Source organism: Planktothrix sp. (assembly GCF_046067725.1).
GTDB lineage: Bacteria > Cyanobacteriota > Cyanobacteriia > Cyanobacteriales > Microcoleaceae > Planktothrix.
The window spans coordinates 1-26193 of the sequence record NZ_JBJUDF010000279.1; the positions used below are offsets into that span (position 1 = coordinate 1).

Genomic DNA, 26193 nt, shown 5'->3' on the forward strand with positions numbered 1-26193 from the left:
GGGATTTGGGAACCCATTACTGTTGAGGATAATTGGCAACCTTTTTATCAATTATTAGCTAAAATTAAAGCAGAGTAGCCAGAGGTTTTCAACGGGTGTTCATCAACAGTTCTCTATCGATTGGTGTAAATCTAGTTTGAATTTCGATAAAGTCAGTTAAAATACGAAAGTAAGACCTTGAGGGTTAAACTTAAACAAGGTTTAACCTCAGCCGCTATTATTTTAGAGGAAGGATGCGATGACCGAGAATCAACCTGTAGATACAGCAACCCCGATGACTACATCAATCATCGATAGTGTAAAGGGGTTTTTGGGACATCTCCTAAGTAGTTGGACAGTCAGAATTACCTTATTAGCAATTTTCCTTTTAAGTGTGGGAATTTTCGCTTTCTTTTATCAACATTGGGTTGCAGAATTGGGTATGAAAATGTGGACAAAAAGTTCAGGCGCGAAACCGATTGAATGTGTTTTGAAAGATACGAATAATGATAATTATGTTAGCTGTAGTGCGTTATTAGGTGAACAAGTTGTGCCCTTAGAATGTAGTGCCAGTTTATTTAATTTAGGTTGTCGAGTCAATTATGGTGCGGCGGCGCCGAATGTTAAATTATTAAGACCGAATTGAGTTCAAATTAGGTTTTGACACTTCCACCCCAGACACCAAGAGGGTTGGGAAACCCAACCCCTACAGTTATCACAAATGATTTAGACTTGCTGTTAAGGATTAACCATTTCCGTTAACCAACCTTGTTCAGAATTATAATAATAAAGGGTTCGGTTTTGCGGTTCTCCTTGGAGGTTTAAATGATCAACTTCCTGGGGTTCAAGTAATAATAAAATAAAATTAGAGGGAGGTTCAAGGGGAATGATGGCTAGGGGGTTAAAAGCGGTAGATTCTGAACGCGGTTGGCGACAGTTTGGCCAGTAAAATTGTTGTTTTGCTGCGTTTGATAAGAATTGCCAAAGGGTTGTTCTAGCAGTAGTTAACGTTAAATCAGGATGGCTATCGGAAATCAATTTTAATTGACCGAATAGACGAAATTGTTCACGGGTTTCTGGGAAATACCAACAAACTTCCCCCGAAGAATGATGCTGAATTTGATTAACTTTTTGACTGCGACTATCCGTAATAATTTGCAGTTGATTGGTTTCTGGTAAAAAACCTCGAAATACAACCGTTCTATTCGCCGGACGACCGTTTAAACCAACCGTTGCTAATTGAAAATAACGGGAATAAACTAAATGGCGATTTCGTTCTAACGCACTTGTTAAAGATAAACGCCAAGCTGGAATATCATTCATAAACTCCCTGTTCCCTGTTCCCTACTCTATAATTTTAAATAGGTTTTGATCATTTATTGGTGTAGGATTATTGATGTTTAATGTAACTCGTCAATTGAATTCTTTACAAACGCCCCATAGTGGATATCATTGGGATGGAAGCAATCGCCGTTTTTTTGAAGGGTGGTATTATCGAGTGACCTTACCCCAAGAAAAACAAACCTTTGCCTTTATGTATTCTATCGAAGATCCGATAGGAAATCAACCCCACAGTGGGGGAGGTGCGCAAATTTTAGGGCCCGATGATCAATATTTATGTCGAACCTTTCCCGATGTTAAAAAATTTTGGGCAACTTCCGATCAATTAGCATTAGGACATTGGGGAAAAACTGATTTAACCGCCGCCCCTGGATATTTAGAACCTGAAATCTTTGAGCGTTATATTCACCAAGGCTATCAAGGAACTGCCACCTTTCATCAAGGAAAATTATCTGTTCCCGCAACGGATCATTTTTGTCATTGGCAATATCAAATTCAACCGATTTATGGCTGGGGAAATGCTAATCAACCCCAACAATCAACAGGCGGATGGTTATCTTTTTTACCCATCTTTGAACCGGGATGGCAGATTTTAATGGCTCATGGTTTAGCCACCGGATGGATTAATTGGAATGGGAGAATTTATGAGTTTGAAAATGCCCCAGCTTACAGTGAAAAAAATTGGGGAGGGAGTTTTCCGAAACAATGGTTTTGGGTCAATTGTAATAGTTTTGATCACGAACCCGATTTAGCTTTAACTGCGGGTGGAGGAATTCGACAGGTCTTAGGATGGTCTGAATCGGTTGCTTTAATTGGTATTCATTATCAAGGCAAATTTTATGAATTTGTGCCTTGGAATTCCGAGGTACATTGGCAAATTGAACCTTGGGGAAAATGGGTGATAAACGCTAAAAATGAACAGTATGAAGTGTCATTAACTGCCACAACAGAACACCCCGGAACGTTATTAAGAACACCCACCCAACACGGCTTAATTTTTCGCTGTCGAGATACCATGCACGGACAAATTCACTTGCAATTAAAAGCTAAAAATCGTATAATTTTGGAAGCGACTAGCGACCTGTGTGGTGTGGAAGTGGGAGGAAAAATCTGGCAAGAAACCTGGAAACAATAAATCAGATTTAACCATCAGGAATCATACTTTTTCAAGAAAATACCAAAAATCTGGTTTACCTTTACGCTTTTCTTCCCCCCTGAACCCGAAAACGGTTTATATTTTTTAGAGTAACTGAGACGAAAACAACAATGGAATTTAAAGCAACGAACACATCCCCCTTAGACTGGTCAGGAGATGTCCTCGCTCTAGGTTTATTTGATGATCAAGTTGAATTAACAGGAGACTTTGCCACCTTAGACGAGAAGTTGGCAGGAACCTTAAAAGAATTAATGGAGGAGACTGAATTTAAGGCAAAAACCGATAGTAATATTTCCACTCGTGTTGGGGGAAATAGCCTGATTCGGAAAGTGATTTTAGTCGGTTTAGGTCAAAGGGACAAATTACAATTAGACACTTTACGACGGGCGGCTGCTAGTATTGCCAAAACCGCAAAATCCTTAAAAGCCAAAACGGTTGGGGTGAGCTTACCGATTTTTGAAACAGCAGAAGCCACCGCCCAAGCGATAACAGAAGGGGTAGAATTAGCTCTTTATCAAGATACTCGATTTAAGTCAGAACCTGATGAAAAAGGTCACGGGATTACACAGATTGAATTATTAGGATTAGCAGGAACTGAATCTGCGATTACTCGCGCTCAAAATATCTGTTCGGGTGTTATTTTAGCACGGGAATTAGTCGCTGCTCCGGCTAACGAAATCAACCCAATTACGATGGCAGATATGGCAAAAGATCTCGCCACAACCTACGGATTTGAACTCAATATTCTGGAAAAAGAAGATTGTGAAAAATTAGGAATGGGAGCTTTTTTAGGCGTTGCTCAAGCTTCGGATTTACCCCCCAAATTTATTCATTTAATCTACCGTCCCCAAGGAACGCCTCGCCGCAAATTAGCCATTATTGGCAAAGGATTAACCTTTGATTCTGGCGGGTTAAATCTGAAAACCAGTGGTAGCGGTATTGAAATGATGAAAATGGATATGGGAGGGGCAGCAGCCACCTTTGGGGCTGCTAAAGTGATTGGTCAATTAAAACCCGATGTGGAAGTGCATTTTATTAGTGCCGTGACCGAAAATATGATTAGTGGTCACGCCATGCACCCAGGGGATTTTCTCAAAGCTTCTAATGGTAAAACTATTGAAGTCAATAATACCGATGCCGAAGGACGATTAACCTTAGCAGATGCCCTGGTTTTTGCAGACAAATTAGGGGTAGATGCCATGATTGATTTAGCCACCTTAACAGGGGCTTGTATTATTGCATTAGGCGATGATATTGCCGGGTTATGGAGCCCTGATGATACCTTAGCTCAAGAGTTAGAAACCGCCGCCAAAACATCCGGCGAAAAACTTTGGCGAATGCCCTTAGAAGAGAAATATTTTGAAGGGTTAAAAGCCATGCACGCCGACATGAAAAATACCGGGCCAAGGGCTGGCGGTTCAATTACAGCCGCTTTATTCCTGAAACAATTTGTGGAAAAAACCCCCTGGGCTCATTTAGATGTGGCTGGCCCGGTTTGGACAGATAAAGACAACGGTTATCATAGCGCCGGAGCAACGGGTTATGGAGTCAGACTGTTAGTGAACTGGGTAATGAGTTAGAAGATTTCCCCAAATTTCCACAAAAACAGGCAATTTAGCGTCTAAATCTCCCTATTTTTAGGGAGATTTATTAAAATCAATCTCAACAGAATGTTAGGAAACTTTAAATCACTCAATACTAGAAAAAGGCACAGAATTTGTGATTGAATTGCCTTTAAAACAAGAGTTAAGACCTCATTCAAATTTACTTTTAGAAGTGCAATGTTCTAGTGTATAATCTAAAATGAATGGTAGCAACATTGAGGCAGGAAGTTTAGAAAAAATACAGCTTAAAATTTCCTGCCCAACTTGAGTTTAAACCCTATGGGATTTGGAAGATTCCCGATTATACATTTCAGCAGAACGCTTGGCTCGACACTCCAAAAAATGTTGAACTTCTTCTGGAGTTGTTACCCAGGTTGATAAGTTTTCATCCCAAGCAAATTCAATGCGATGTCTCAATCTCAATTGAGAAACTCGCTGATGGGAAACTCCTAAAATTCTGGCAACGTCAGATTGTCTTAACATTGACTTTTATACCCTATTGGGGATTATTGTTGACAATATAATGGAACAAAATTCAACAGATGAGTTGAATTTATTTATTTTTATCTTATCAGATTCATCTCAAAAAAAACTCAGTATTTATGCGTAAATTTTTTATCCGTAATCTCCGTGTTTTTCTGTAATTTAAGCAATTCTACTGATAATATTGCCCGGCAAAAACAGAGGGATTTAGAACCTAAAGTCGGCAAAATCAGTATTGAAGCGGCATAGAAAGTACGGTTATTACTGTCAGTATATTATATGAAGTCCCGAAAAGAATACTAAGAAAGAGAACTGCGATTGACTGGGAACAGAGAATTAGAAATGTGTCAATAATTATGTTTAGGTACTGATATTATAGTAAGTCAAAATGATTTGTACAAATTACCGAAACCGTAGGGGCGAGGTTTTCTCGCCCTGACACAGAGATGTGTCCCCATTTTTTGAGATTAATCCTCCTGAAATTAGGATTATCAAATAAATTATTTTCAGCAAACATTTAAGGATGGAATATAATTTCATTAGCTATGAATAAATCAAGGTTTTAACCATTTTAATATGGGGGATTCCGGCTTCTTCAAACGGTTCACCCATCGGTTCAAAGCCTAATTTTAAATAGAGATTTTGAATATAAATTTGAGCATTAACAATCACAGTTTGAATTGAAGTTTGAGCGATCACTTCTAAGGCACATTCCATTAATTGTTGACCAATTCCCATTCCTCTTGCGGAAGCCAAAACCGCTAATCGTTCTATTTTAACATTTTGTTCATCTAAATCACGAATTCGTAAGGTTCCAATCGGTTGATCATCTAAATAAGCTAATAAATGTTGTGCGAATTCATCCTGTCCATCCCATTCTAATTCAGGAGCAACTCCTTGTTCAAGTTCAAAAACTTGATGTCGAATGGCTCTAATTTCCATCCAATTGTCTGAATAATTAACTGTTTTGATTCTGATCATAGTTGAGAGTAAGAAATCTGGAACAGGGGGAGAAGAGAAGGCGATGCTTGTTAATCGTTAACATCTGACTCCCAACTCCGGCTCGTTCTAAATAGTTGAGCGATCAGTTAAAATTTCATAACCTGTTTCTGTGACTAAAACCGTATGTTCAAATTGAGCCGATAAGGAATTATCAACGGTTACGGCTGTCCATTTATCTGATAAAATCTTGGTAAATCGAGAACCTGCGTTCAGAATGGGTTCAATGGCTAAAGTCATTCCAGGTTTTAATTTAACATTGGGTAAAGAATAGGTTCGAGCGTTAAAAACTGAAGGTTCTTCATGCAAATTTTGTCCGACTCCATGACCTGTAAATTCTTCTACAATTTTATAACCGTGAGCTTCTGCATGATCTTGCATCGCCTCAGCCAAATCCAGTAAATAAGCTCCCGCCTTAACTTTTTCAATTCCTTTATACAAGGTTTCTTCCGCAACGCGAATTAATTTTGCTGCTTCTGGGGAGACGTCACCAACCGCAATTGTAATACAAGAATCCCCGTGAAACCCTTCATAATAAGCTCCGGTATCGACTTTTAAAACATCTCCAGCACGAATATATTTACGACGGTTCGGAATGCCATGAACGACTTCATGATTAATCGAAGCACAAATGGAACCCGGAAAGCCATGGTAACCTTTAAAACTGGGTTTTGCTCCCATTTCCCGAATCCGTTTTTCTGCATAAGCATCTAAATCAGCCGTTGTCATCCCCGGTTTAACTTGTTCTGAAATTTCTTTTAAAACCGTTGCCACAATTTTTGCAGATTGTCGCATAATTTCAATTTCTTGAGGAGATTTAATATGAATTCCTCGACGGCTTTTTTTAACTTGAGGGGGATTTTTTTCAACAGGTTTAGACAGAAAATCAGCCAGAATATTCATCATGTTCAGGGTTGAGTGTGTTCGGAATTAATGCCTTTTTATAAGTTACCCTACAATATCAACTTTTGGGTCATAGTTCCAAGCTAAAACTCCAACCTTGTTGTTTAAAGCCTAAAGACTCATAAAATTGATGAGCGACGGTGCGTTTCAGATTAGAGGATAGCATGGCTTTATAGCATCCGGCTTGACGACTTAGTTTAAGCGCTTCCTGCATCATGGCTTTACCAATTCCTTGATGGCGATAGGTCGATGTCACGACAACGGCATCAATCAAGGCAGATTTGCTATGATGTAAAATCATTGGAATGAATAATAAGCTGAACGTTCCTACCGCCTCACCTTTGAGCCATGCTATATAAATCTGATAGTTGGGATATTGTTGAATTTGCTCAAAAATTTGTTCAACATCGGGGAGAGATAAAGGTGATTCTCCATCAATTTCTGTATATAACTGATTGAGGATGGGTAAATCCTTGGAGGTTACAGGTTTAATTTCTAATATCATAATCATCCTTATTAACAATAATATTTTATTGATCAATCTACCTAATTACCTATTCCTATAGGCAGGAATTATTGTAAATTTTTCCTAGATTTAGTCAATCAATATAGGTGGGAATTTCTCAATGCTGACCCCCCAGAAAACTAAGAGCAGGAGATCCTTTCAAGAGTGGGAGGGGTTCGCTTGCTAAGGGTCAACAGTTAACAAATATATCAAGAAATTTTAACAGCCCCTTGAGGACTTTAAAAATTTCTGTAACAATAAATACAGAAAATAAAAATATTGATTTAGGTAGTCCCTGCTAATCCTGCTCATCCCAAGAGTAGGGGAAAACTAGGGAATTTATCCCCTTTTGTTTAGTTTCAGCACGATGGAAACAGACTTGAGACTCACAGTTAGCGGGTTCTGGACTGTGCGTGGTGTCTGAACCTTTTTGAGATGGAGTGTGTTGTATGAAAACTCAATGGCAAATTTATCAACAATTAGAACTCATCCCTGATACGGTTTCATTACCTTCAACCGACAAAGGAACGTCAACGTTCTATCAAAGCAAACTGTGGAGGAAATTAGTAACTTCCTGTAGTCAACATTTATCTGATCAACAAAAAATTTCCCATCTTCAAACCTGTTTTCAGCTTGATTATGCTGACCCCAAAATAACAGAAAAATTTGATCTTTTCCTAACGATTTGGCGGTTTTTAAATCAACCGATTCAATTATCAGAGGTTTTCCAAGCACCAGAACCTTATGTCTGGAAAAGTTGTAATCCTTTAGGTCATATTCAATGGCATATTTATGATCCCAAAAATGGAAAAACCTATGATTTAAACTCGGAAGAAGAGGTTTTAGTTTGGTTAGAAAAACGAAAATTAAATTAAACTCAGGGTAGATATTTGTTTAACGATATCGAATTTTTCTTAAAGATTGAATCGTTTTCACGGTATGATCTGCCACAGCATGAATTTCCGATTCAGTGGTGAACCGACCCAGACCGAAACGAATTGACGCATAGGCTAAAGAATCGGAATGACCTAATGCTTTTAAAACGTGAGACGGTTCAATTTTTGTCGAGGTACAAGCGGAACCGGAAGAAACAGCCATGACCGATTGTAATCCTAATAATAAAGCTTGACCATCCACCTTTTCGACACTGATGTTTAAATTCCCCGCTAACCGTTGGCTGGGATGACCGTTTAAATAAATTCCGTCTAACGTTGATAATTGATCCCAGAGGAGATTTCGCAATTGAATTAACCGTTGAGTTTCCGTTTTTTGTTGAGATAAAGCTAGTTCAAGCGCTTTAGCAAAACCCACAATTTGAGGGGTGGCTAATGTCCCAGAACGCAGTCCTCGTTCATGTCCGCCACCGTGTAGTTGAGCAGCTAATTTAACCCTAGGGTTGCGACGACGAACATATAACGCGCCAATGCCTTTTGGCCCATAAATTTTATGAGCGGTTAAAGACATTAAATCAATCTTCATTTGTTGAACATCCAGGGGGATTTTACCAAGAGCTTGAGCGGCATCGGTATGAAATAAAATTCCTTGCTCATGACATAATTCTCCAATTTCTGCTAACGGTTGAATCACCCCAATTTCGTTATTGGCTGCCATGATTGAAACTAAAATAGTATCGGGACGCAGCGTGTTTTTGAGTTGGACTAAATCCACGATCCCATCGGGTTTTACGGGAAGATCAGTTATTTCAAATCCTAACGTTTCTAAATAATGACAGGGATCAAGAACGGCATTATGTTCAGTTTTAACCGTAATCAGATGTCGCCCTTGATTAAAATAAGCTTCAGCAACTCCTTTAATGGCTAAATTATTGGATTCTGTGGCGCCACTGGTAAAAATAATTTCTTCAGGAGTGGCGTTAATCCCCTGGGCAATTATTTCTCTGGCTTTCTTAATGGCAGCTTCGGCTTCCCAACCGTAAAGATGATTAATACTGGCTGGGTTGCCAAAGTGTTCGGTAAAATAAGGCAGCATTGCGTCTAAAACTTGGGGATCAATCGGTGTTGTAGCGTTACAATCCAGATAAATTGGACGTTGAGACATGAGCATTTTTAAGCGTAACGAATGACTTTCAAGGTTTAAATTCAGTTTAACTTAAAATTTTCATCCATTTTAGTTTTTTCTGAATCCAGCAACTCCTAAATATTCTATAATAGAGAATAAAGTGCTATTCCTCACTAACAATTCTATGACGGAACCCAAAAACGCTTTAGATCTGTTTCGGACGGCTTACGAACATCGTTATACTTGGGATGCTAATTTTCCCGGTTATCAAGCTAATATTGAACTCAAACAGGGAGATGAAGTCTACACAGGTCAGATTCAGATTCACCCCGACTTAAGTGTAGAAGTCACTGGAATTGAAGACGAAGAAGTCAAGCAAAGTGTCTATACCCAACTGCGAGATATCATTACCCATCGCAAACGCACGCCTTTTGAACAAGCTCATGGAAAAAATAAATTTAGTTTAGGAGAAACCGACGAAACGGGAGCTACAGAAATTCTCGTTGAAGGTGATGCAATGGGATCAAATTATTCGGTTCGGGGTCATGAAATTTCTAGGGTTAGTCGGGTGATGGGTCGAATGGCATTTGTGATTCATACCCAGGAAAGTTTAGACACCGGAGAAGGTTATATTGCCCATCGTTATAGTGCCATATTCCGTAACCCTCAAACTCAAGAAATGATTCGAGAATTACAGTTTCAAGATGACTTTGAAAAATTCGGCAACTATTACATTATGACTCGCCAAGTCGTTCATTCCCACGAAACAGACAAGCAGATTACAACGGAGTTTAACTATTCTCAGGTGAAACTGTTGACACCTGTTACAGTTTAATCCAATTGATCATTTCAATTCCTGACCAATAACGCTAGGATTAAATTATTCCAAACTCATTTTTGTACAATCAACCCAAGGTAAACCATGAATGCACTAGAACTAACTAAAGAGAACGTAGAGACTGTTTTAGACGAATTACGTCCTTACTTGATGTCTGATGGCGGAAATGTAGAAATTGTTGACATTGATGGGCCGATTGTCCAACTGCGACTTCAAGGAGCTTGTGGGTCTTGTCCCAGTTCCACTATGACCTTAAAAATGGGAATTGAACGGCGTTTACGGGAAAGAATTCCTGACATTTCCGAAGTCATAGCCGTTGCTTAAAAGGTTGCCTTCCTAACGTTTGGTTCAAAGTTCCAGAGTTAACAATTCTGAACTTTGAACCGGATTCAATCCTTAGAAAATAGGATTTTATTGACTCTGAGATGATGATGTTTAACATCTATTATTTATTCTCTAACCTTCGCCCTTTCCATGCGTGTTTTATTGGTAGAAGATGATCAATATCTTGTTGAAATTTTGGTGGAGAATTTGGTTCACCAAAACTACACTGTGGATGTGGCAATAGATGGAATTTTGGGCTGGGAAAAAGCTCAAAAAATTAGTTATGATCTCATCATTTTAGATGTAGATTTACCTCGGTTAGATGGAATTAGTTTGTGTAAAAGATTGCGATCGCAAAATATTACAACTCCGATTCTTTTATTAACCGCTTGCAATCAACGAGAAGATAAAGTTAAAGGGTTTGATGCAGGGGCGGATCATTATGTTGTTAAACCTTTAGATCTTCAGGAATTATCGGCTAGAATTCGAGCATTATTACGTCGCCGACAACAAGCACCCCCAACCCTTTTAGAATGGGAACAACTCCGTCTCAATCTAAATACCTGTGAAGTCACTTATCAAGGAAAACCCCTGAATTTAACTCCGAAAGAATATGGATTATTAGAACTCTTTTTAAAACACCATCAACGGGTTTTTAGTTTGGATGTGATTATTGAGAAACTTTGGGATTTAGAAGAAACTCCGACGGAAAATACAGTGCGGGCACATATTAAAGGATTAAGGAATAAACTTAAAATAGCGGGTATACCTGGAAATGTAATTGAAACAGTTTATGGGTTAGGATATCGCCTCAAACAACCTTCTTCTCCACAACCCGAACCGAAAAAGATCACTGCAAAATCGCTTCAACATCAACCTAAATTGAATCAAGCCATTGTTCAAATTTGGAAACGATATCAAACCAAAATTTGCGATCGCATTACCATTTTAGAAGAATTTTATCTTTCTTTACAACAGGGAAAACCCGATCAAAATTTGCGACGACAAGCCCAACAAGAAGCCCATAAACTAGCCGGATCATTAGGAACCTTTGGTTTAGGACGAGGTTCAGTTTTAGCCAGAGAAATTGAACAGTTATGTGAATCTCCAACCTTAACCTCAGAACAAATTCCCCACTTTAAACAATTAGTCTTTAAACTGCGACAGGAAGTTGAACATAACGCCCCCCATTCTCCGCCTTTACCTCCTGAAAACCCGAATCTTCCTTTGATAAAATCTAGTCATCAAGTCTGGATTCTGAGTCAAGATCACGCCTTAACTCAAGGTATACAAACCGCAAGTTTGAATCTAGGAATTGACAGTCAAATTTTAACAGAACAATCGGTTCTATCCAATCTCAAAAAAAACTCTCAAAATCCCCCTAATTTCCCGATTGTATTTTTAGATTTTGATTATTATCATTCCTATGAATTAGTGACCCAACTCACCGAACAAACCCCCTCAATTCCGGTGATTGTATTAACAGAACAAAAGAATTTTACTCAACGGGTTAAAGTGTCTCAAGCGGGTGGGAAAGCGTTTTTACAAAAACCAGTCACTTCAGAACAAATCAATAAAGTGATCATGGATGTTCTTCGTCAAAGCTGTACTTTAAATGCTAAAGTTCTGATTGTTGATGACGATTCTCAAATTTTAGAAGCCTTTCAAGCTTTATTAGAACCTTGGGGAATTCAAACTTTTCTTGTTGAAGATCCGCGACATTTTTGGGAAAGTCTGGAAACAACTAACCCAGATTTATTAATTTTAGATATTGAAATGCCTTATTTAGATGGAATTGAACTCTGCCAAGTGGTTCGGGCTGATCCCCGTTGGAAAAGTTTACCCGTTATCTTTCTGACCTCTCATACCAATGGAGACATGAAACATCAAGTGTTTCTGGTGGGTGCCGATGATTATTTAACAAAAACAACCGCAGCCCCTCTGCTGGTGAATCGCATTTTAAATCGGCTCAGGCGAACCCAAACCTTACGAGATTCATCAGGAAACGTTTATTAGATTCTCACACATTAACGGGTTAGTTTTAAGCTAGTATTAAATTAAGGATTGAATCAATAATTTAACATTTATAGCAACCGCGCCTGACGGCGAAGACAAAGACAAATACAGTTAGCCTAAAGGCTCAAACTATAGCAGTCGCGCCTGGGGTGTTAGGACATAAACTGATGCTAAAACCTAAACTTGTATCCCTCTTTTCCTGCCTGTTCCCTATTCCCTATTCCCTGTTCCCTGTTCCCTGCTATCATAAAAATGATTAATAGTAACTCCCAAACTGAAACTCAATTTATTGCTTCCTTGCAAGCTGTTAATCAACGATTAGTGGAAGAAATTCAAGAACGAAAAAGAGTTGAGGAAGCGTTGCGAGAAAGCTCAGAAAGCTTGAAAACTTTAATTAATGCCATGCCGGATTTAGTTTGTTTTAAAGATGGTTCAGGGCGTTGGTTAGAAGCCAATCAAGCAATATTACAACTGTTTGAACTTAATACCTTAGAGTATCAAGGAAAATCCGATACTGAATTGGCTGAATTAGTCGAACAAGTACAGGGAAAAACTCTGTATCGAGATGCGTTAATCACCTGTCAAAAATCCGATGAAGAAGCTTGGCAGAAAAGACAGCTTTTTCAGCAAGAAGAAATGATTCCACAACCCGATGGAAGTTGCAAAATTTTTGATGTAATTAAAATTCCTTTATTTAATCCTAATGGCGATCGTAAAGGATTAGTTATTTTAGGACGAGATATCACAGAACGTAAACAAACAGAAATGGCGTATAAACGATTAGCTGCCATTGTAGAATCCTCTGAAGATGCGATTATTGGTAAAACCATAGACGGCAAAATTTTGAGTTGGAATCAAGGTGCTGAACAAATTTATGGATATTGTGAGGCGGAAGTTCAAGGAAAATCTTTGGGTTTATTAACCTTACCCGAACGAGCCAAAGAAGTCCCTCAAATCTTAGAAAGTATTCAATCAGGAGGAAGTATTGATCATTATGAAACCATTCATATTCGTAAAGATCACCAAGAAATCGATGTTTCTTTAACAATTTCTCCGATTAAAGATAATCAAGGTAATCTGATCGGAATTTCTACAATTTCCCGTGATATTAGTTATCAAAAAAGAATTGAAAAAACCTTAGAACAACTCCGCCAGCAAAATGAATTAATTTTAGATTCTGCCGGGGAAGGAATTTGTGGTTTAAATCGAGAGGGAAAAATTACCTTTATCAATCCCGCAGCCGCTAGGATGACCGGATATACGGTACGGGAATTACTGATGAGTGATTGGCAAAAAATTACTCAAGAAATATCTTGGGTAACTTCTCAACAAAAGCCCAATTCTTTTTGTTATCCATCCTTAGAAACTCAAAAGACTTCTCAAATTTTTGCCACCCTACAAGATGGTCGAGTTCGTCACGTTACCAATGAAGTTTTTTGGCGACAGGATGGAACTTGTTTTCCCGTTGAATATGTTAGCACTCCCCTCGCCAATCAAGGAGAAATTATCGGGGCGGTCGTTACTTTTAAAGATATTACAGAACGGCAAGCAATGGAGAAAATGAAAGATGAATTTATCTCCGTTGTCAGTCATGAACTTCGCACGCCTTTAACTTCCATTCATGGTGCATTAGGATTATTAACCAGTGGGTTATTAGATACTCAACCGGAACGCGGGAAACGAATGCTGGAAATTGCCGTGAATAATACAACCCGCCTCGTCCGTTTAATTAATGATATTCTGGATTTAGAACGGTTGCAAGCCGGACAAATTAATTTTGATAAAAAATCCTGCAATTTAGCCGATTTAATGGTTCAAGCTCATAATGAAATGATGGGAATGGCAGAAAAAGCCAGGGTTAATTTATTAACTAAACCTTTAGGCGTTCAGTTATGGGCAGCACCAGATCGAATTATTCAAATGTTAACCAATTTATTAAGTAATGCCATTCGATTTTCTAACATTAATAGTTCCGTTTGGTTTAATGCCACTTTGCATCATCCCTCCACCTTATCGCGGTCTTCCTTAGAAGTTTTAATTACGGTTCAAGACCAAGGTCGAGGAATTCCCGCCGATAAATTAGAAACGATTTTTGGTCGTTTTCAACAAGTAGATGCTTCCGACTCTCGCCAAAAAGGAGGCACTGGACTCGGACTAGCTATTTGTCGCTCCATTGTACAACAGCATGGCGGTCAGATTTGGGCTGAAAGTACATTAGGGGAAGGAAGTACATTTTTTGTCCGCTTACCGATTTTGGGAGAAGGCGGAGAAGACCCCCATCCTTCATCCTAGTATTTTGAAAATATGAACTGATGAAACTTCTAGCTAGAAGTTAGAAACGAGGTGTAGTTTTTCACAACTTCTGCTTCAGAACGAACGCCTTTTTTTAGCAAAATAACTCCATCTCTAAAATCAATCATTCCATATTCTTGACTGGCGGTTAATTCTTGAATTTTTTGCGTAATTTCTTTGAAGGCATCCCGATCACCGGAAAAGGCAACACCATATTTTTGTAATTGCCATAAATCGGCTAAAATATATTCAACTGAAATGACTTCTCCGGCATCATTTCTTAACTGATATAAGGGAAACCGTAAAATTTCTCGGCGACTAGATAAATGAGGCACAATATAAGTCGTTGTAGCGACACTAGCATCGGAGGGAATTTCACTTAATAAAGGTCTAAATTGGGCAACGTGCGACCATTGAGTGGTGAGAGGAACATAAACCCAAGGTTCGACCGAATCAGGAATAATAAAATAGAGGGTACGATTGGGATTAGACGTGAAGCTAAAAAACAAAGATAACCCAATACAAAATAACCAAAAGCGTTTAAATTTTGGGGAAAGCGGGGAAACTTTAACTGGGGTTTCAGAATTTAATTCCGCTTGTTTGGTTAAACGTTGTTGTCGATTTGCCCACCAAAGAATTGTGCCATAAAATAACCCTGGAACGACCGTTAAGGCATAACGAATGGTAATCGATAATACCGATTGTCCCTTCGCCATCAATAGTTTTAATAAGGGAAAACCAGCGATCATCCAAGACGCGGGAGCAATGGCGGGAATAAACGCTAAGGGTAACCATTGACCTAATAAATATTTTAACGTTCCCCAAAAGGGTGTGAAAAGTTCAATAATTAATCGCCCAGGGTTACTGACAATTCCCCAAAGAATTTCTAAAGTTGAAGCTTCCTCGCCATCGGCATATTGACCAAACCGTTCCATCATAAACCGTTCAGAAATATCCGCCGAAAACAAGGGCATGATAATATTCGTTAAAGCTAAAATATAGCCAAAACTGAGAAGACAAACCAACACCCCTTGAACGGGATAGCGCTTGCTTAAAATTAGATACACCCCAACCCCAAATAAAATAATGCCGGAATCCTCCCGAACCATTAAGATTAAAAAGGCGAAGATCCAAAAAGGCAGCCACCAGCGTTTTTCCATCGCTAGTAACAAACTAAACATAAATAATGGAATTTGACAGATATCATGGAAATTACTGAGGGTGGGGCCAATAACGGCATTAGCGGCATAAAAACTAACCGTGATTAATGCGGCTAAGGGAGGTTCCAGATACTGACGACCCAAAAGGTATAACACCAGTCCAGCTAGAGTGATTAACGAAACCTGTAAAACTGTTAAAGTCACAGGGGAGGGAAACAACGAATAAACAGGTAACCAAAGTAACAATGCTGGAGTAAAATGCTGTCCTAAACGATGGTAGCTAACATCGGGAAATTCTCCTTGGTGAACAACATTGGTGGACAAAGCAGAAGATAAGGAACTTTGAAACAACCGTCCCTGAGCGCTATTCCAAAACACTTGATTAAAAATGCCTTGGTCATAAGAGGCGTAAAAACTGAAGTAACGGTGTAGAGTTAAGCCTAAACCCATGAAAAAGAACGCGATCGCAACGCCTACGACCCATCTCAATGCTGAATTTTTCTGCCAGTTTTGCCAGCTTAGGAACATTCTGGATCAACCCAAATTTTTGCAACGGTGAGCTTCTCCCTCAAACTTTCAAGGTGGGTGAGGGACAAAAATAACACTTTCCCGAACAGTCTACCATTCTCCATCAACGTCCCGGCTTTCCCCAGGCTTAAAAAAAATCGAATCTGAAGAAGATATTAAATTAAACTATAAAATAAAAAGCAGTTGCCAATGCACCATCCTTCCTCCTTTAAAGACAGTGAAAACAGCTTACCGCTGCTGCTTCAAAACTACTTCATGCAGGCATTTCCCGAAAAACCATTCCCCTTCTCAGAAGTTTCCTTACAACTTCTGCTGTTTGTTGATCAACGTCCTAGCTCTCAAGAGCATATTCGCCAAGTTCGTCACTTCTTAGAGGAGTTAAATGCTCAAGATGAATTTGAACTGCAAATTATTGATGTCGGTGAACAGCCGTATCTGGCTGAACATTTTAAACTGATTGCCACCCCCACATTGATTAAAATTCACCCAGAACCTCGACAAGTTCTTGCCGGAAGTAATTTAGTGGCTCAACTGGAACATTGGTGGCCCCGTTGGCAACAACAAACAATAGAGTTATTAGAGTTAGATGAAGAGTTGCCTTCTGTTGTAACTCCGGCTTATCCTGTGACTAATTCGGTGAATTCTGTTGTCTATGCGGCTGAACTGATGAAACTGGGTGATGAGACATTTCGTCTCAAACAAGAAACTGAACTCTTGCAGCAACAAGTACAGTTTAAAGATCGGATTATTGAAATTTTAGCTCATGATCTGCGGAGTCCTCTAACGGCTGCGTCCTTAGCCTTAGAAACCTTATCTTCTGATCAAATTACTGAGGCGTTGAAAGTTCGTTTAATTCAACAAGCTCGCTCTCAAATTCAGATTATTGATCGGATGATTACGGACATTCTACAAACCGCCACCAGTCCTAATATTCGCCTACAAATTCAACCGACTCAGTTAGATTTAGTGGCTTTTCTGAACCAAATTTTAATGGAGTTAGAATCACAATTTCAATCTAAATCTCTGAATCTAAAAACGGATATTCCCCATGATACTCCCTGTGTGTATGCCGATCAAGAACGAATTCGGCAAGTCGTTGTTAATTTATTAGATAATGCGATTAAATATACCCCCAGAGGGGGAACACTTCAAGTTAGTGTTTTACATCGTACCAGTCAAAAAGTGCAGGTGAGTATTTGTGATAGTGGGCCAGGAATTCCAGAAGAAAATCGCGATCGCATTTTTCAAGAACATTTTCGTTTAGCCAGAGATGAAGCTCAAGAAGGTTATGGGATTGGTTTATCATTATGTAAACGAATTATTGTCGCCCATTATGGTAATATTTGGGTTGATTCTAGCTTCACAAAAGGCAGTTGTTTTCACTTTACGTTACCCGTTTATCATTAAATAGATACCAAGATTCGGATCAAGCAGATATTTCATAGAAAAATATCCTCTCGCTGAGGAAGGTTAGGCTGTTCTCGATCATCGAGAAAATCAGGTATCAATCGAGATCAATGATCCCACCAGTTTTCGTGTAAACTTGCTCTCAAGTTTGATGGCTTCTCTAATTGTAAACAATGACGATGCTTAATAAAAGCAATGTAATCTAAGACTTGAACGATGAGTTGATCAGGAAGATTTTCGAGTTCTTGAATCAGTTGCTCTTTAGAATTCATAGGGGTAATCATCCTATTATTAATGAATTAGGAATTGTTCTTCAAAGCGGTAATAATTTTTTCATTGGCTTTAGGAAAGGGAAATTGTTCAATTTCATCTAAAGTGACCCAGCGAATTTCATCACATTCTAAAGGCTGGGGTTCTCCACTGAGATAACGACAGTGATAAACATTTAACGTGACTTTAAAATGGGTATAAGCGTGATCAATAGTAATTAAATGCTCTTGAACTTCTATTTCAATTGCTAATTCTTCTTGAATTTCTCGTTTAATACATTCTTCTAACGTTTCTCCTCGTTCTACTTTTCCCCCTGGAAATTCCCAGAGTCCTCCTAATAACCCTTTAGCGGGTCGTTTATCAATTAAAATTTGTTTCTGTTCATTCCAAATGACAGCAACACCGATAATTTTATGCGGTAAAGGAGCAGCAGTTTCACCCATAGGAATTTGAGATTGAAGATTGGATAAATAAGCTTGACAATAAAGTTGCCAAGGACATTCCGAACAGTTAGGTGCTTTGGGTGTACATACCATTGCTCCTAAGTCCATAATAGCTTGATTAAACTCACGGGGATGGTCAGGATCAAGTACAGTATCAGACCATTCCCAAAGAGATTTTAAAGCTTTTTTTGGGGGGACGGATAAAGCGATCAGTCGAGCTAAAACTCGTTTGACGTTACCATCTAAAATAGAAATGGGAAGATTATAAGCCGCACTTAAAATGCCTCCGGCAGTGGTGCGACCAATACCGGGTAAACTTAAAACCGCTTCGAGTTGATTCGGAAAAACCCCATTATATTGTTCCACAATTTGTTGCGCGCAGGCGTGTAAATTTCTAGCTCTGGCATAATATCCTAACCCTTGCCAAACTTTTAAGACGGTTTGTAAATCGGCTTGTGCTAAGTCTGTAACGGTCGGAAAAGTTTCTAACCAACGTTGATAATAAGGGATCACCGTTTTAACTTGGGTTTGCTGAAGCATGATTTCAGAAATCCAAATTTGATAGGGATCAGCACTATCACGCCAAGGTAAATTTCGGCCGTTTTGAGCATACCAACCTAGAAGCGATCGCCTTAAATAAAAAACATCAAAACTCGGCAGACTCATGGTTTAGCCTGCCGCAATTTCAATGGGTTTATCAGTTGTAAATCGGACATGATCAAGGGTTTTCAATTATTCGTCAGTGGCTTTTTCACTGACTTGAATAGAACGTTCAAAAGCCATTCTTTGTTCAGCATTGCGGAGAAAATAGCCACTGATCATCGCTGAAGCTAAGAGCCGACCTAAATGTTCACGACTGGTTGTGACCGTAATGCCAAAATGTTCCGAGGGTAAATTTCCTAAAAGTCCGATAATATTACGTTCCATTACTTGAAAGACTTCAGGAGAATTCGGTTTAGACAGTTGAGAAACCGTATCAGGACTCATGGACTGGACATATTGCCAGAGCAAGTTCCCAATTTCTCCTCCCTCCTCTTGGAAAAATTCAGAATTGCGGTTGGATGTGTCGCTCATACTTCTCTCTCCCCTACGCAAGAGTTTAAACGTCTCTTCATCTAAAATCAGATCATTTTGAGATACACTGATCCTTTCATTTCTAATTTAGCAGGATGTAGAGATGTTTTTATCCAACATCTCTACTCAGGGTTTAACTAGCCATATAGTCGTCGATATCTTTTTTACGTTTTCGCAGTTTTGTTAAAGCTTCGCGTTCAATTTGTCGAACTCTTTCTCGGCTAATATTTAAGCGATCGCCAATTTTAGCCAAGGTTAAACTTTGCCCATCTTCCAAGCCAAATCGCAGGGATAACACTTGACGCTGTTGTTCCGTGAGATCGGCCATCATCACTTCTAAATCGGTGCGTAAGGAAGATTGTAAAGCAAAATCTTCAGGAGAAGCACCCGTATCTTCTAAAAGATCCCCTAACTCGGTATCTTGATTATCCCCAACCCGCAGGTCAAGGGACAAAGGAAGACGAGCGTGTTCTAAATATTCTCGGATCTGTCGGGGTGTAATTTCGAGTTCCGCCGCTAATTCCCCCATGGTGGCGGCACGCCCTAGCTTTTGAGCCAATTGACGTTGAGCTTTTTTGATTTTATTAAGTTTTTCTGTAATATGAATCGGCAGACGAATGGTACGGCCTTTTTCTGCGATCGCACGGGTAATCGCTTGACGAATCCACCAATAGGCATAAGTTGAAAAGCGATATCCCTTGGTAGGATCAAATTTTTCAACGCCACGCTGCATCCCAATGGTGCCTTCTTGAATTAAATCCAATAAGTCTACATTACGTTTAATGTACTTTTTGGCAACGGACACCACTAAACGTAAATTGGCTTCCACCATTTTACGTTTCGCACTTTGGCCTTGTTCTAGCACTCGTTCTAATTCGCCTTCCGAGAGCCCAACTGCCTGTGCCCATTCTGCTGGGCTCGGCGCTCGACCTAAACGGGTCGCTAAATCTTCCCATTCATCTTGAACGGCATTCAAGCGTTGAACTTGTTTACCGTAGTGGATTTCTTGCTCATGGGTTAGCAGGGGAACACGACCAATTTCTCGTAGATAAGCGCGTACAGAGTCTGTGTCTGAAATTTTAGCAAGTTTCATGGCTCATCTCCGGCTGAATACCTTTAACCGATCAAGGTTTGGGTTTAATACGTTAAGCTCCTACTTGAAGCCCGAAAGAATCACATCACGGCTTGTTTGCTTTTCTTTGGTCTCAAGTACGGACAGTTGGCCCAGGTGTTGTAACCTTGGTTTTTTCTAATGTTAAGCAATGTAACTCGGATTTGCAGTCACATTCTTAACATATCTCAATTATATGTTAAGAAGTTTAACATTTCTTAAAAATATTGGCTATCCCTCCCAGGGTTTAATCTGGGCGGGGGGAGTAGGAGATGCTTCCCTGGGTTCAGCAGGGACAGCAGGAGTGGGTGGGTGTAGGATGACTCCCTGCGTCCTGATAGCCTGGGGGTGAGCGGTGCCCAATAGCCTCCGGCATAATTTCGCAATAGTCAACACACTCAAACCCTACACCCTAGACTGCTCTGCGACCTGTTTGCTGCTATACAAATGACAAGCAACCCAATGATGGGAACCGATATCTTTCAAAGGGGGTTCTTCAAGGCGACATTGTTCCATCACTTCAGGACAACGACTACAAAATCGACAACCTGTTGGCGGGTTAATGGGACTGGGAACTTCTCCAGTTAATAAAATTCGTTGTCGTTTTGCTTCTAATTCAGGATCAGGAATAGGAACAGCAGATAATAAAGCTTGGGTATAGGGATGAAGGGGATTTTCATATAAAGAAATCCGGTCTGCAAGTTCAACAATTTTCCCTAAATACATCACTGCAACTTGATCAGAAATATGACGAACCACACTTAAATCATGGGCAATAAATAAATAAGTTAATCCTAGATTTTTCTGGAGACACTGCATTAAATTAATCACTTGGGCTTGAATTGAAACATCTAAAGCCGCAATCGGTTCATCACAAACGATAAAATCTGGATTCATCGCTAATGCTCTCGCAATACCAATGCGTTGTTGTTGTCCGCCGGAAAATTCATGGGGATAACGATTGATTAAATTAGAATTTAATCCTACTAATTCTAAAATTTCTTTGACTCGATTTTTGATTATATTTTGATTTCCAAACTGATGAATAATTAACGGTTCACTAATGATTTTACCAACGGTCATCCGAGGATTGAGAGAAGAATAAGGATCTTGAAAAATCATTTGCATTTTTCGGCGAAAAGGACGCAATTCTTTTTCGGTTAAATGAGTTAAATCCGTATTTTCAAAATAAATTTTTCCTCCCGTCGGACGAGAAAGCTGTAAAATCATGCGTCCCGTTGTACTTTTTCCACAACCGGACTCTCCAACTAAACTTAAGGTTTCTCCCCGTTGAATATTAAAGGTTAGGCCATCAACAGCTTTAAGAGTTGCGACTTGACGTTGTAGCAAAATTCCTTGCATTACTGGAAAATGTTTTTGCAAGTTTTCGACCCGAATTAAAGGGGTACGATTTTGAGAAATGGATAGTTTTTCGGATGAGGTTAGAGTCATATTTTTATCAATATTAAAGATGATATCAATCTAATGATTTTTATCTAAAAATAACCTATGTTTTCACCCAACAAGCTACTTGATGATTCGGTTCAATCGATTCTAACGGCGGATTTTCTTGAAAACATTGTTCTAGGGCAAATCGACATCGAGGTGCAAAGGGACATCCTGAAGGATAATCAATTAAATTCGGCGGAATTCCTTCAATGGTTGGTAAAGAATCTTGACGAATTTGATCCAGTCGAGGTAAACTTTCTAATAATCCAATAGTATAGGGATGGCGAGGATTTTTATACAGTTGATGAACCGTTGCTTGTTCCATAATTTTACCTGCATACATCACCAGAATTCGATCCGCTAATCCAGCTAATAATGCTAAATCATGGGTAATCCAAATGACTGACATTTTTTCTTGCGTTCGTAATTGTTTAATTAACTCCACAACCTGCGCCTGTACCGTTACATCTAAGGCGGTTGTAGGTTCATCTGCGATTAATAATTTAGGTTGACACGCTAACGCCATTGCAATCATTACCCGTTGACGCATTCCCCCAGAAAATTCGTGGGGATAGTTTTTTAACCGCTTTTCTGGGTTAGGAATTCCCACCTGTGTTAACAGTTGAATAGCTCGATTTTTAGCTTGTTCTGACGTGAATTTAAGATGAACTTGTAGAGCTTCTGTCAGTTGTTTTCCTATAGTTAAAACCGGGTTCAAGGAAGTCATCGGGTCTTGAAAAATCATGGCAATTTCTCGACCCCGGATGTGTTGTAACTGTTGAGAACTGAATTCAAGTAAGTTTTGACCTTGAAATAAAATTTCTCCTTGGGTAACTTTTCCTGGGGGTGATGGAATTAAGCCTAAAATTGATAACACACTAATACTTTTTCCTGACCCCGACTCCCCAACAATTCCCAAGGTTTCCCCCAGTTCCACCTGATAAGAAATTTGATTCACCCCATGAACAACTCCATCAAGGGTCAAAAACTGAATCGCTAAATTTTTAACCTCTAATAAAGGAATCATAAGTGATAAGTGCAAAATAAATTATGGAGTTGGGAATTACGAATTACGAATTACGAATTACGAATGGGGAACAGGGAATAGCTTAATTGGGAATCACCCAATGTGTAAATAATTATTTTGGGGGACTTATGGTTTCAGCTTAAAAGACGGGGGAATTAGAGTAGAAATACTGTTAATGAGTTCTCTACTCTAACGATTAACTGATCTTAAATTGAGTCATTTTTAGGTTGACTTTATTCTTGAGCAAACTTATTTAATGACTCGCAACCGTTGTGTAACTAAAGTGACTCCTCCTTGACGCATCAAAACAGCAGAAACCCAATTATCTCCTAAGACATTAGGAGCTTGACCGACTTTAAAAATTCCTCCAGATGGCAAAAATTCTAACTGTAACAGTTCCTCGTTTGTATAAGCTTTTGGACTAACAGGTTGTGTGATGGCTGTACCAATGAGAATTTCTTCGTTTAAGGGTTCTTGAACAATCGCATCCACTGCATATTCCTGACCCATTTTAACTTCCTGTGGAACTTGAAAAACCACCGTTGGCGGTTGGTTTCCTAATGTTAATTTATTCTTTTCCGTTAAAATTTCCTGTTGGACAATTTTCCCATCTTGAATTTCTTGCTGAGATGTGATGGTTGAAACTAATTTAAACTCTCGATTATTCAGGGTTTTTGTTCCTGTAATTTCAGTAACAGTTGTGGTGGTTAATATTTCTCCGTTTTGTTGCCAAGATTGTAATTGTGTGCGATAATTAAGACGAGAGTATTGATTCCAAAACGCTTGTAAAACTTGTTTAAGGGTTTTATAATCTAATCCATCGGAATTGGTAAAATTAGAACTATAAAAACCCATCACAGCGTCTACATCTTGACGATTCGCAGCAGCATCAACTTGATTTAAAAGATTGGTGACTGTCGCAGGAGCAGTTTCTGGGGTTTCAGCTTTGGCTGACCCGGAGGTGCCGACCCCCGTTACCCAAAGTACCAATCCGAGAAGAAGTGAAAATAAGGGTTGGGTTCCCATTGTATGATGAGGGTTTGTCTTGACAAAAAACCTGTTCTGAAAAGATTGTAGTTGAACTGTTGGGAAAATTGTCATCAGAATTTCCAGATTAAGGGATTTGTTCTCAACCGTTGACATCTTCTCCCGTTGACCGGGCAGTGTAGCGGGAGATTCCTACAAACTTATGATACAGGTTCACCGCGTTTTTCCTGATTAGCTACCATTAGAACAAGGGTTTGAGGGGTTTTGCAACCCGATCAATAACTTACCCTATATTTTTTTCTTAAATGTGGTATACTTTTAATAATAAAAATAAATAGTCATCGTTCATCTCCCCCAAACACTGAATAGGCGGGTGATATTTTAGCTGTTTGGAGAAGACGGAAGTAGGGAATTTTCCCGAAGGAACGCACAACACTGTTTTACCTCGAATGAAGGGTTTGTAGTGATGTTAGTACCTTCTTTGTTATCCCTTGCAATTTCCATTTTTGCAGGTTTACTGAGTGTCAGTACCAACGAAGAAATCGTTCAGGTTATTGCAAGGGGAATTGCTCTCGTCAGTTTGTTTGTGAGTTTAGTTTTAGCGCCTTGGTTGGTGTTGCTCATTTTAGCCGTCCCCCTCATCGGCGTTAAACTGGCTCAAAACCCCCAATAAAGACTCCAAATCTAGGCTAAGTATTAACTTGGAGAATCTATGGGTATCCTCGTCAATTTCAATAATTGTATTCTACCACACATAAGCATTTTCAAACTTATGCGTGGTTTTTCCTCATTAGGAATTAGGCAGATGATATTGCTCGATAATTCGTTTAGCAAAATCAGGAACGTGAGCGTCTAACTTTTCAGGGTGATTTCGCTTAACATAGAGATAATTGCGAGTAAAGTGAGAATCAATCGAAAATCGGGCATATTCTAACCCTCTAGGGCCGATTTTATCAATCACCACTCCCATTAATTTCGCAGCCCACATCGGCAAAGTAACTCCTTTATCATAGGCGGGAATACTTTGTTGCACGGCTTGTTTACGATTTCCTTGGGCGATAACAGGTTGAGTGTCGAGTTGATCTCGAACTAAATCTAACATAAATTGCCCGGTTTCATTACGAACGACAATCCATTGCCATCCAAAGGTTGCCCCCATATATCCTACTACTAAATCTGCCAAAGAATTGACATAATCAAAACAACTTAAACAAGAAGGAGCGAAAATATCCTTTAATTCTTTGGTATTTAATCCAAAAAAGGGAACGGTTTCTACAGAACCATCTTCATGTTTAAAATGAACTCGGAAATCCTGCATAAATTCATAATAAACAACCGTATCTGGCGATTTACTGGTAGTTTCTAAGAATTTTTGCAACCCAGCACGGGTGACATTATCAACGCAGGGAGTTCCCAAAACATAAAGTTTTTCTAATCCTAATTCTTTCTCAACTGCCCGCAACGCTTGAATTTGACAGCCGACCCCAATCACTAACAGTTTCTTCAAATTCGACTGTTGGATTTGTTCTAAAATTGATAAATTAGGGGATAATGTCGGTTTATTAACTTTGGCGGCTAAAATTTCTTCTGGGGTTCTGGCAATTACAGGTTGGGGTTGAAAACGGTCTTCTTTGGTATTTTGAACACAAACCACCCCTTCAACTAACCCTCGGTTCAGCATTTCAATCGCAATGGTACTCACAATTCCCGTCCATTGTGCCCCTTCAATGGGTTGTTTTTTCTTAGCTTGCATCATATCTTGATGCACCCCAAAATAAACATCATCCCAGTTGTCTAAATTGCGGCGACGTCCGTGAGCTTCTGCTTCTAATTCAGCAATTTGTTGATTGAGAAATGCACAAGCTTCTTTCACATAATGAATATAATAGGTGTCGCACAGACCGCACTCGCTACAGAGTTCTTTCGCAGGGCGACGACCTCCTGGTTTCATACCTTTAGCTTTGAGATGTTTGGCTGGTTCTTGTAGTGAAGTCATTGATAGTTGGGTTTTGTTATCTCTAAATTATAGACATGGTGGCATTTTACCATTTTTACAATCATCCTTAAGCAGAACTCTGGCAATGTATTAATTTAAACACAAAACTAACTGCAATCAAATCTCAGTATCCTTAAGTTAATACTCTAAAAAATCCGTAATTTTACTGATGCTTTTGGCTGTTGAGTTCTATTAAGATTAGAGCAGGTTAATTAAAACCCCTCTTTTACGGAAGATTAAAGTTATGAGTCAGCAACAATCTGAAGACAATTTAAAAGAAGC

General features: G+C 39.2%; 25 protein-coding genes and 1 riboswitch. Of the genes, 10 read left to right on the forward strand and 15 right to left on the reverse strand.

What is annotated here, in order from left to right:
* Positions 1 to 238 precede the first annotated feature (238 nt).
* Positions 239 to 625, forward strand: coding sequence for a hypothetical protein (locus tag ACKPEB_RS17440; protein ID WP_408966231.1), 387 nt, complete (start codon positions 239 to 241; stop codon positions 623 to 625).
* Between the two features lie 92 nt (positions 626 to 717).
* On the opposite strand, the gene ACKPEB_RS17445 is transcribed toward ACKPEB_RS17440, so the two are convergent.
* Complete coding sequence (locus ACKPEB_RS17445) at positions 718 to 1302, reverse strand: Npun_F5749 family FMN-dependent PPOX-type flavoprotein (RefSeq protein WP_408966232.1); 585 nt, start codon at positions 1300 to 1302, stop codon at positions 718 to 720.
* Between the two features lie 73 nt (positions 1303 to 1375).
* On the opposite strand from ACKPEB_RS17445, the gene ACKPEB_RS17450 reads away from it, so the two are divergent.
* Both ACKPEB_RS17450 and ACKPEB_RS17455 read left to right on the forward strand, forming a co-directional pair.
* Positions 1376 to 2455: a tocopherol cyclase family protein gene (locus ACKPEB_RS17450; RefSeq protein ID WP_408966233.1), complete on the forward strand. Its 1080-nt coding sequence runs from the start codon at positions 1376 to 1378 to the stop codon at positions 2453 to 2455.
* 131 nt (positions 2456 to 2586) lie between these two features.
* Positions 2587 to 4056 carry a leucyl aminopeptidase gene (locus ACKPEB_RS17455; RefSeq protein WP_408966234.1) on the forward strand — a complete coding sequence of 490 codons (1470 nt, stop codon included), beginning with the start codon at positions 2587 to 2589 and terminating at the stop codon, positions 4054 to 4056.
* A gap of 294 nt (positions 4057 to 4350) precedes the next feature.
* Here ACKPEB_RS17455 and ACKPEB_RS17460 read toward each other — a convergent pair whose 3' ends face one another.
* The 4 genes from ACKPEB_RS17460 to ACKPEB_RS17475 all read right to left on the reverse strand — a co-directional run bounded on the left by ACKPEB_RS17460 (position 4351) and on the right by ACKPEB_RS17475 (position 6976).
* Positions 4351 to 4563 carry a hypothetical protein gene (locus tag ACKPEB_RS17460; protein ID WP_408966235.1) on the reverse strand — a complete coding sequence of 71 codons (213 nt, stop codon included), beginning with the start codon at positions 4561 to 4563 and terminating at the stop codon, positions 4351 to 4353.
* A 543-nt stretch (positions 4564 to 5106) separates the two neighbouring features.
* Positions 5107 to 5544 carry a GNAT family N-acetyltransferase gene (locus tag ACKPEB_RS17465; RefSeq protein ID WP_408966236.1) on the reverse strand — a complete coding sequence of 146 codons (438 nt, stop codon included), beginning with the start codon at positions 5542 to 5544 and terminating at the stop codon, positions 5107 to 5109.
* A gap of 87 nt (positions 5545 to 5631) precedes the next feature.
* A complete protein-coding gene (gene map, locus ACKPEB_RS17470) occupies positions 5632 to 6465 on the reverse strand; it encodes a type I methionyl aminopeptidase (RefSeq protein ID WP_408966254.1) in 834 nt (277 codons plus the stop codon).
* A 70-nt stretch (positions 6466 to 6535) separates the two neighbouring features.
* Positions 6536 to 6976, reverse strand: coding sequence for a GNAT family N-acetyltransferase (locus ACKPEB_RS17475; protein ID WP_408966237.1), 441 nt, complete (start codon positions 6974 to 6976; stop codon positions 6536 to 6538).
* Positions 6977 to 7419: 443 nt separating this feature from the next.
* Between ACKPEB_RS17475 and ACKPEB_RS17480 the strand changes: the two genes are divergently transcribed.
* A complete protein-coding gene (locus tag ACKPEB_RS17480; RefSeq protein ID WP_408966238.1) occupies positions 7420 to 7845 on the forward strand; it encodes a hypothetical protein in 426 nt (141 codons plus the stop codon).
* A 19-nt stretch (positions 7846 to 7864) separates the two neighbouring features.
* On the opposite strand, the gene ACKPEB_RS17485 is transcribed toward ACKPEB_RS17480, so the two are convergent.
* Positions 7865 to 9028 carry an IscS subfamily cysteine desulfurase gene (locus tag ACKPEB_RS17485; RefSeq protein ID WP_408966239.1) on the reverse strand — a complete coding sequence of 388 codons (1164 nt, stop codon included), beginning with the start codon at positions 9026 to 9028 and terminating at the stop codon, positions 7865 to 7867.
* Between the two features lie 145 nt (positions 9029 to 9173).
* Between ACKPEB_RS17485 and ACKPEB_RS17490 the strand changes: the two genes are divergently transcribed.
* The 4 genes from ACKPEB_RS17490 (at position 9174) to ACKPEB_RS17505 (ending at position 14459) form a co-directional block, all read left to right on the forward strand.
* Complete coding sequence (locus ACKPEB_RS17490) at positions 9174 to 9824, forward strand: DUF3386 domain-containing protein (protein ID WP_408966240.1); 651 nt, start codon at positions 9174 to 9176, stop codon at positions 9822 to 9824.
* Between the two features lie 87 nt (positions 9825 to 9911).
* Complete coding sequence (locus tag ACKPEB_RS17495) at positions 9912 to 10151, forward strand: NifU family protein (protein WP_408966241.1); 240 nt, start codon at positions 9912 to 9914, stop codon at positions 10149 to 10151.
* A 150-nt stretch (positions 10152 to 10301) separates the two neighbouring features.
* Entirely contained in the window at positions 10302 to 12167 is a 1866-nt protein-coding gene (locus tag ACKPEB_RS17500; protein WP_408966242.1) for a response regulator, read from the forward strand.
* Positions 12168 to 12419: 252 nt separating this feature from the next.
* Positions 12420 to 14459 carry a PAS domain S-box protein gene (locus tag ACKPEB_RS17505; RefSeq protein ID WP_408966243.1) on the forward strand — a complete coding sequence of 680 codons (2040 nt, stop codon included), beginning with the start codon at positions 12420 to 12422 and terminating at the stop codon, positions 14457 to 14459.
* A gap of 29 nt (positions 14460 to 14488) precedes the next feature.
* Here ACKPEB_RS17505 and ACKPEB_RS17510 read toward each other — a convergent pair whose 3' ends face one another.
* Positions 14489 to 16147 (reverse strand): DUF2079 domain-containing protein, encoded by a 1659-nt coding sequence (locus ACKPEB_RS17510; RefSeq protein WP_408966244.1) that lies wholly within the window; start codon positions 16145 to 16147, stop codon positions 14489 to 14491.
* A gap of 255 nt (positions 16148 to 16402) precedes the next feature.
* Here ACKPEB_RS17510 and ACKPEB_RS17515 point away from each other — a divergent pair, with 255 nt between their 5' ends.
* On the forward strand, positions 16403 to 17554 hold the full coding sequence (locus ACKPEB_RS17515; RefSeq protein ID WP_408966245.1) for a histidine kinase: 1152 nt from the start codon (positions 16403 to 16405) through the stop codon (positions 17552 to 17554).
* A 107-nt stretch (positions 17555 to 17661) separates the two neighbouring features.
* On the opposite strand, the gene ACKPEB_RS17520 is transcribed toward ACKPEB_RS17515, so the two are convergent.
* The 7 genes from ACKPEB_RS17520 to ACKPEB_RS17550 all read right to left on the reverse strand — a co-directional run bounded on the left by ACKPEB_RS17520 (position 17662) and on the right by ACKPEB_RS17550 (position 23954).
* Positions 17662 to 17826: a hypothetical protein gene (locus ACKPEB_RS17520; protein WP_408966246.1), complete on the reverse strand. Its 165-nt coding sequence runs from the start codon at positions 17824 to 17826 to the stop codon at positions 17662 to 17664.
* Positions 17827 to 17853: 27 nt separating this feature from the next.
* Positions 17854 to 18933, reverse strand: coding sequence for an A/G-specific adenine glycosylase (gene mutY, locus ACKPEB_RS17525; protein ID WP_408966247.1), 1080 nt, complete (start codon positions 18931 to 18933; stop codon positions 17854 to 17856).
* 66 nt (positions 18934 to 18999) lie between these two features.
* Positions 19000 to 19341 carry a DUF760 domain-containing protein gene (locus tag ACKPEB_RS17530; protein WP_408966248.1) on the reverse strand — a complete coding sequence of 114 codons (342 nt, stop codon included), beginning with the start codon at positions 19339 to 19341 and terminating at the stop codon, positions 19000 to 19002.
* Positions 19342 to 19474: 133 nt separating this feature from the next.
* Complete coding sequence (locus tag ACKPEB_RS17535; protein ID WP_408966249.1) at positions 19475 to 20434, reverse strand: RNA polymerase sigma factor, RpoD/SigA family; 960 nt, start codon at positions 20432 to 20434, stop codon at positions 19475 to 19477.
* Positions 20435 to 20857: 423 nt separating this feature from the next.
* Entirely contained in the window at positions 20858 to 21904 is a 1047-nt protein-coding gene (locus ACKPEB_RS17540; protein WP_408966250.1) for an ABC transporter ATP-binding protein, read from the reverse strand.
* 55 nt (positions 21905 to 21959) lie between these two features.
* On the reverse strand, positions 21960 to 22928 hold the full coding sequence (locus tag ACKPEB_RS17545) for an ABC transporter ATP-binding protein (RefSeq protein ID WP_408966255.1): 969 nt from the start codon (positions 22926 to 22928) through the stop codon (positions 21960 to 21962).
* A gap of 249 nt (positions 22929 to 23177) precedes the next feature.
* Positions 23178 to 23954 (reverse strand): nuclear transport factor 2 family protein, encoded by a 777-nt coding sequence (locus ACKPEB_RS17550; protein ID WP_408966251.1) that lies wholly within the window; start codon positions 23952 to 23954, stop codon positions 23178 to 23180.
* 301 nt (positions 23955 to 24255) lie between these two features.
* Positions 24256 to 24347: riboswitch (Glutamine riboswitch) on the forward strand.
* Positions 24348 to 24378: 31 nt separating this feature from the next.
* Here ACKPEB_RS17550 and ACKPEB_RS17555 point away from each other — a divergent pair.
* A complete protein-coding gene (locus ACKPEB_RS17555; RefSeq protein WP_408967631.1) occupies positions 24379 to 24588 on the forward strand; it encodes a hypothetical protein in 210 nt (69 codons plus the stop codon).
* A 117-nt stretch (positions 24589 to 24705) separates the two neighbouring features.
* Here the strand turns inward: ACKPEB_RS17555 and ACKPEB_RS17560 are convergent, their stop codons facing one another.
* Positions 24706 to 25911, reverse strand: coding sequence for a Coenzyme F420 hydrogenase/dehydrogenase, beta subunit C-terminal domain (locus tag ACKPEB_RS17560; protein WP_408966253.1), 1206 nt, complete (start codon positions 25909 to 25911; stop codon positions 24706 to 24708).
* Between the last annotated feature and the right edge of the window lie 282 nt (positions 25912 to 26193).

Excerpts from the sequence above, each read along its gene's own strand:
- ACKPEB_RS17465 (WP_408966236.1), bottom strand. The coding sequence starts at position 5,544 with ATGATCAGAATCAAAACAGTTAATTATTCAGACAATTGGATGGAAATT.
- mutY (WP_408966247.1), bottom strand. The coding sequence starts at position 18,933 with ATGAGTCTGCCGAGTTTTGATGTTTTTTATTTAAGGCGATCGCTTCTA.
- ACKPEB_RS17445 (WP_408966232.1), bottom strand. The coding sequence starts at position 1,302 with ATGAATGATATTCCAGCTTGGCGTTTATCTTTAACAAGTGCGTTAGAA.
- ACKPEB_RS17505 (WP_408966243.1), top strand. The coding sequence starts at position 12,420 with ATGATTAATAGTAACTCCCAAACTGAAACTCAATTTATTGCTTCCTTG.
- ACKPEB_RS17440 (WP_408966231.1), top strand. The coding sequence starts at position 239 with ATGACCGAGAATCAACCTGTAGATACAGCAACCCCGATGACTACATCA.
- ACKPEB_RS17460 (WP_408966235.1), bottom strand. The coding sequence starts at position 4,563 with ATGTTAAGACAATCTGACGTTGCCAGAATTTTAGGAGTTTCCCATCAG.
- map (WP_408966254.1), bottom strand. The coding sequence starts at position 6,465 with ATGAATATTCTGGCTGATTTTCTGTCTAAACCTGTTGAAAAAAATCCC.
- ACKPEB_RS17560 (WP_408966253.1), bottom strand. The coding sequence starts at position 25,911 with ATGACTTCACTACAAGAACCAGCCAAACATCTCAAAGCTAAAGGTATG.
- ACKPEB_RS17490 (WP_408966240.1), top strand. The coding sequence starts at position 9,174 with ATGACGGAACCCAAAAACGCTTTAGATCTGTTTCGGACGGCTTACGAA.
- ACKPEB_RS17480 (WP_408966238.1), top strand. The coding sequence starts at position 7,420 with ATGAAAACTCAATGGCAAATTTATCAACAATTAGAACTCATCCCTGAT.
- ACKPEB_RS17550 (WP_408966251.1), bottom strand. The coding sequence starts at position 23,954 with ATGGGAACCCAACCCTTATTTTCACTTCTTCTCGGATTGGTACTTTGG.
- ACKPEB_RS17500 (WP_408966242.1), top strand. The coding sequence starts at position 10,302 with ATGCGTGTTTTATTGGTAGAAGATGATCAATATCTTGTTGAAATTTTG.
- ACKPEB_RS17540 (WP_408966250.1), bottom strand. The coding sequence starts at position 21,904 with ATGACTCTAACCTCATCCGAAAAACTATCCATTTCTCAAAATCGTACC.
- ACKPEB_RS17450 (WP_408966233.1), top strand. The coding sequence starts at position 1,376 with ATGTTTAATGTAACTCGTCAATTGAATTCTTTACAAACGCCCCATAGT.
- ACKPEB_RS17485 (WP_408966239.1), bottom strand. The coding sequence starts at position 9,028 with ATGTCTCAACGTCCAATTTATCTGGATTGTAACGCTACAACACCGATT.
- ACKPEB_RS17475 (WP_408966237.1), bottom strand. The coding sequence starts at position 6,976 with ATGATTATGATATTAGAAATTAAACCTGTAACCTCCAAGGATTTACCC.
- ACKPEB_RS17520 (WP_408966246.1), bottom strand. The coding sequence starts at position 17,826 with ATGAATTCTAAAGAGCAACTGATTCAAGAACTCGAAAATCTTCCTGAT.
- ACKPEB_RS17455 (WP_408966234.1), top strand. The coding sequence starts at position 2,587 with ATGGAATTTAAAGCAACGAACACATCCCCCTTAGACTGGTCAGGAGAT.
- ACKPEB_RS17515 (WP_408966245.1), top strand. The coding sequence starts at position 16,403 with ATGCAGGCATTTCCCGAAAAACCATTCCCCTTCTCAGAAGTTTCCTTA.
- ACKPEB_RS17495 (WP_408966241.1), top strand. The coding sequence starts at position 9,912 with ATGAATGCACTAGAACTAACTAAAGAGAACGTAGAGACTGTTTTAGAC.
- ACKPEB_RS17530 (WP_408966248.1), bottom strand. The coding sequence starts at position 19,341 with ATGAGCGACACATCCAACCGCAATTCTGAATTTTTCCAAGAGGAGGGA.
- ACKPEB_RS17510 (WP_408966244.1), bottom strand. The coding sequence starts at position 16,147 with ATGTTCCTAAGCTGGCAAAACTGGCAGAAAAATTCAGCATTGAGATGG.
- ACKPEB_RS17545 (WP_408966255.1), bottom strand. The coding sequence starts at position 22,928 with ATGATTCCTTTATTAGAGGTTAAAAATTTAGCGATTCAGTTTTTGACC.
- ACKPEB_RS17535 (WP_408966249.1), bottom strand. The coding sequence starts at position 20,434 with ATGAAACTTGCTAAAATTTCAGACACAGACTCTGTACGCGCTTATCTA.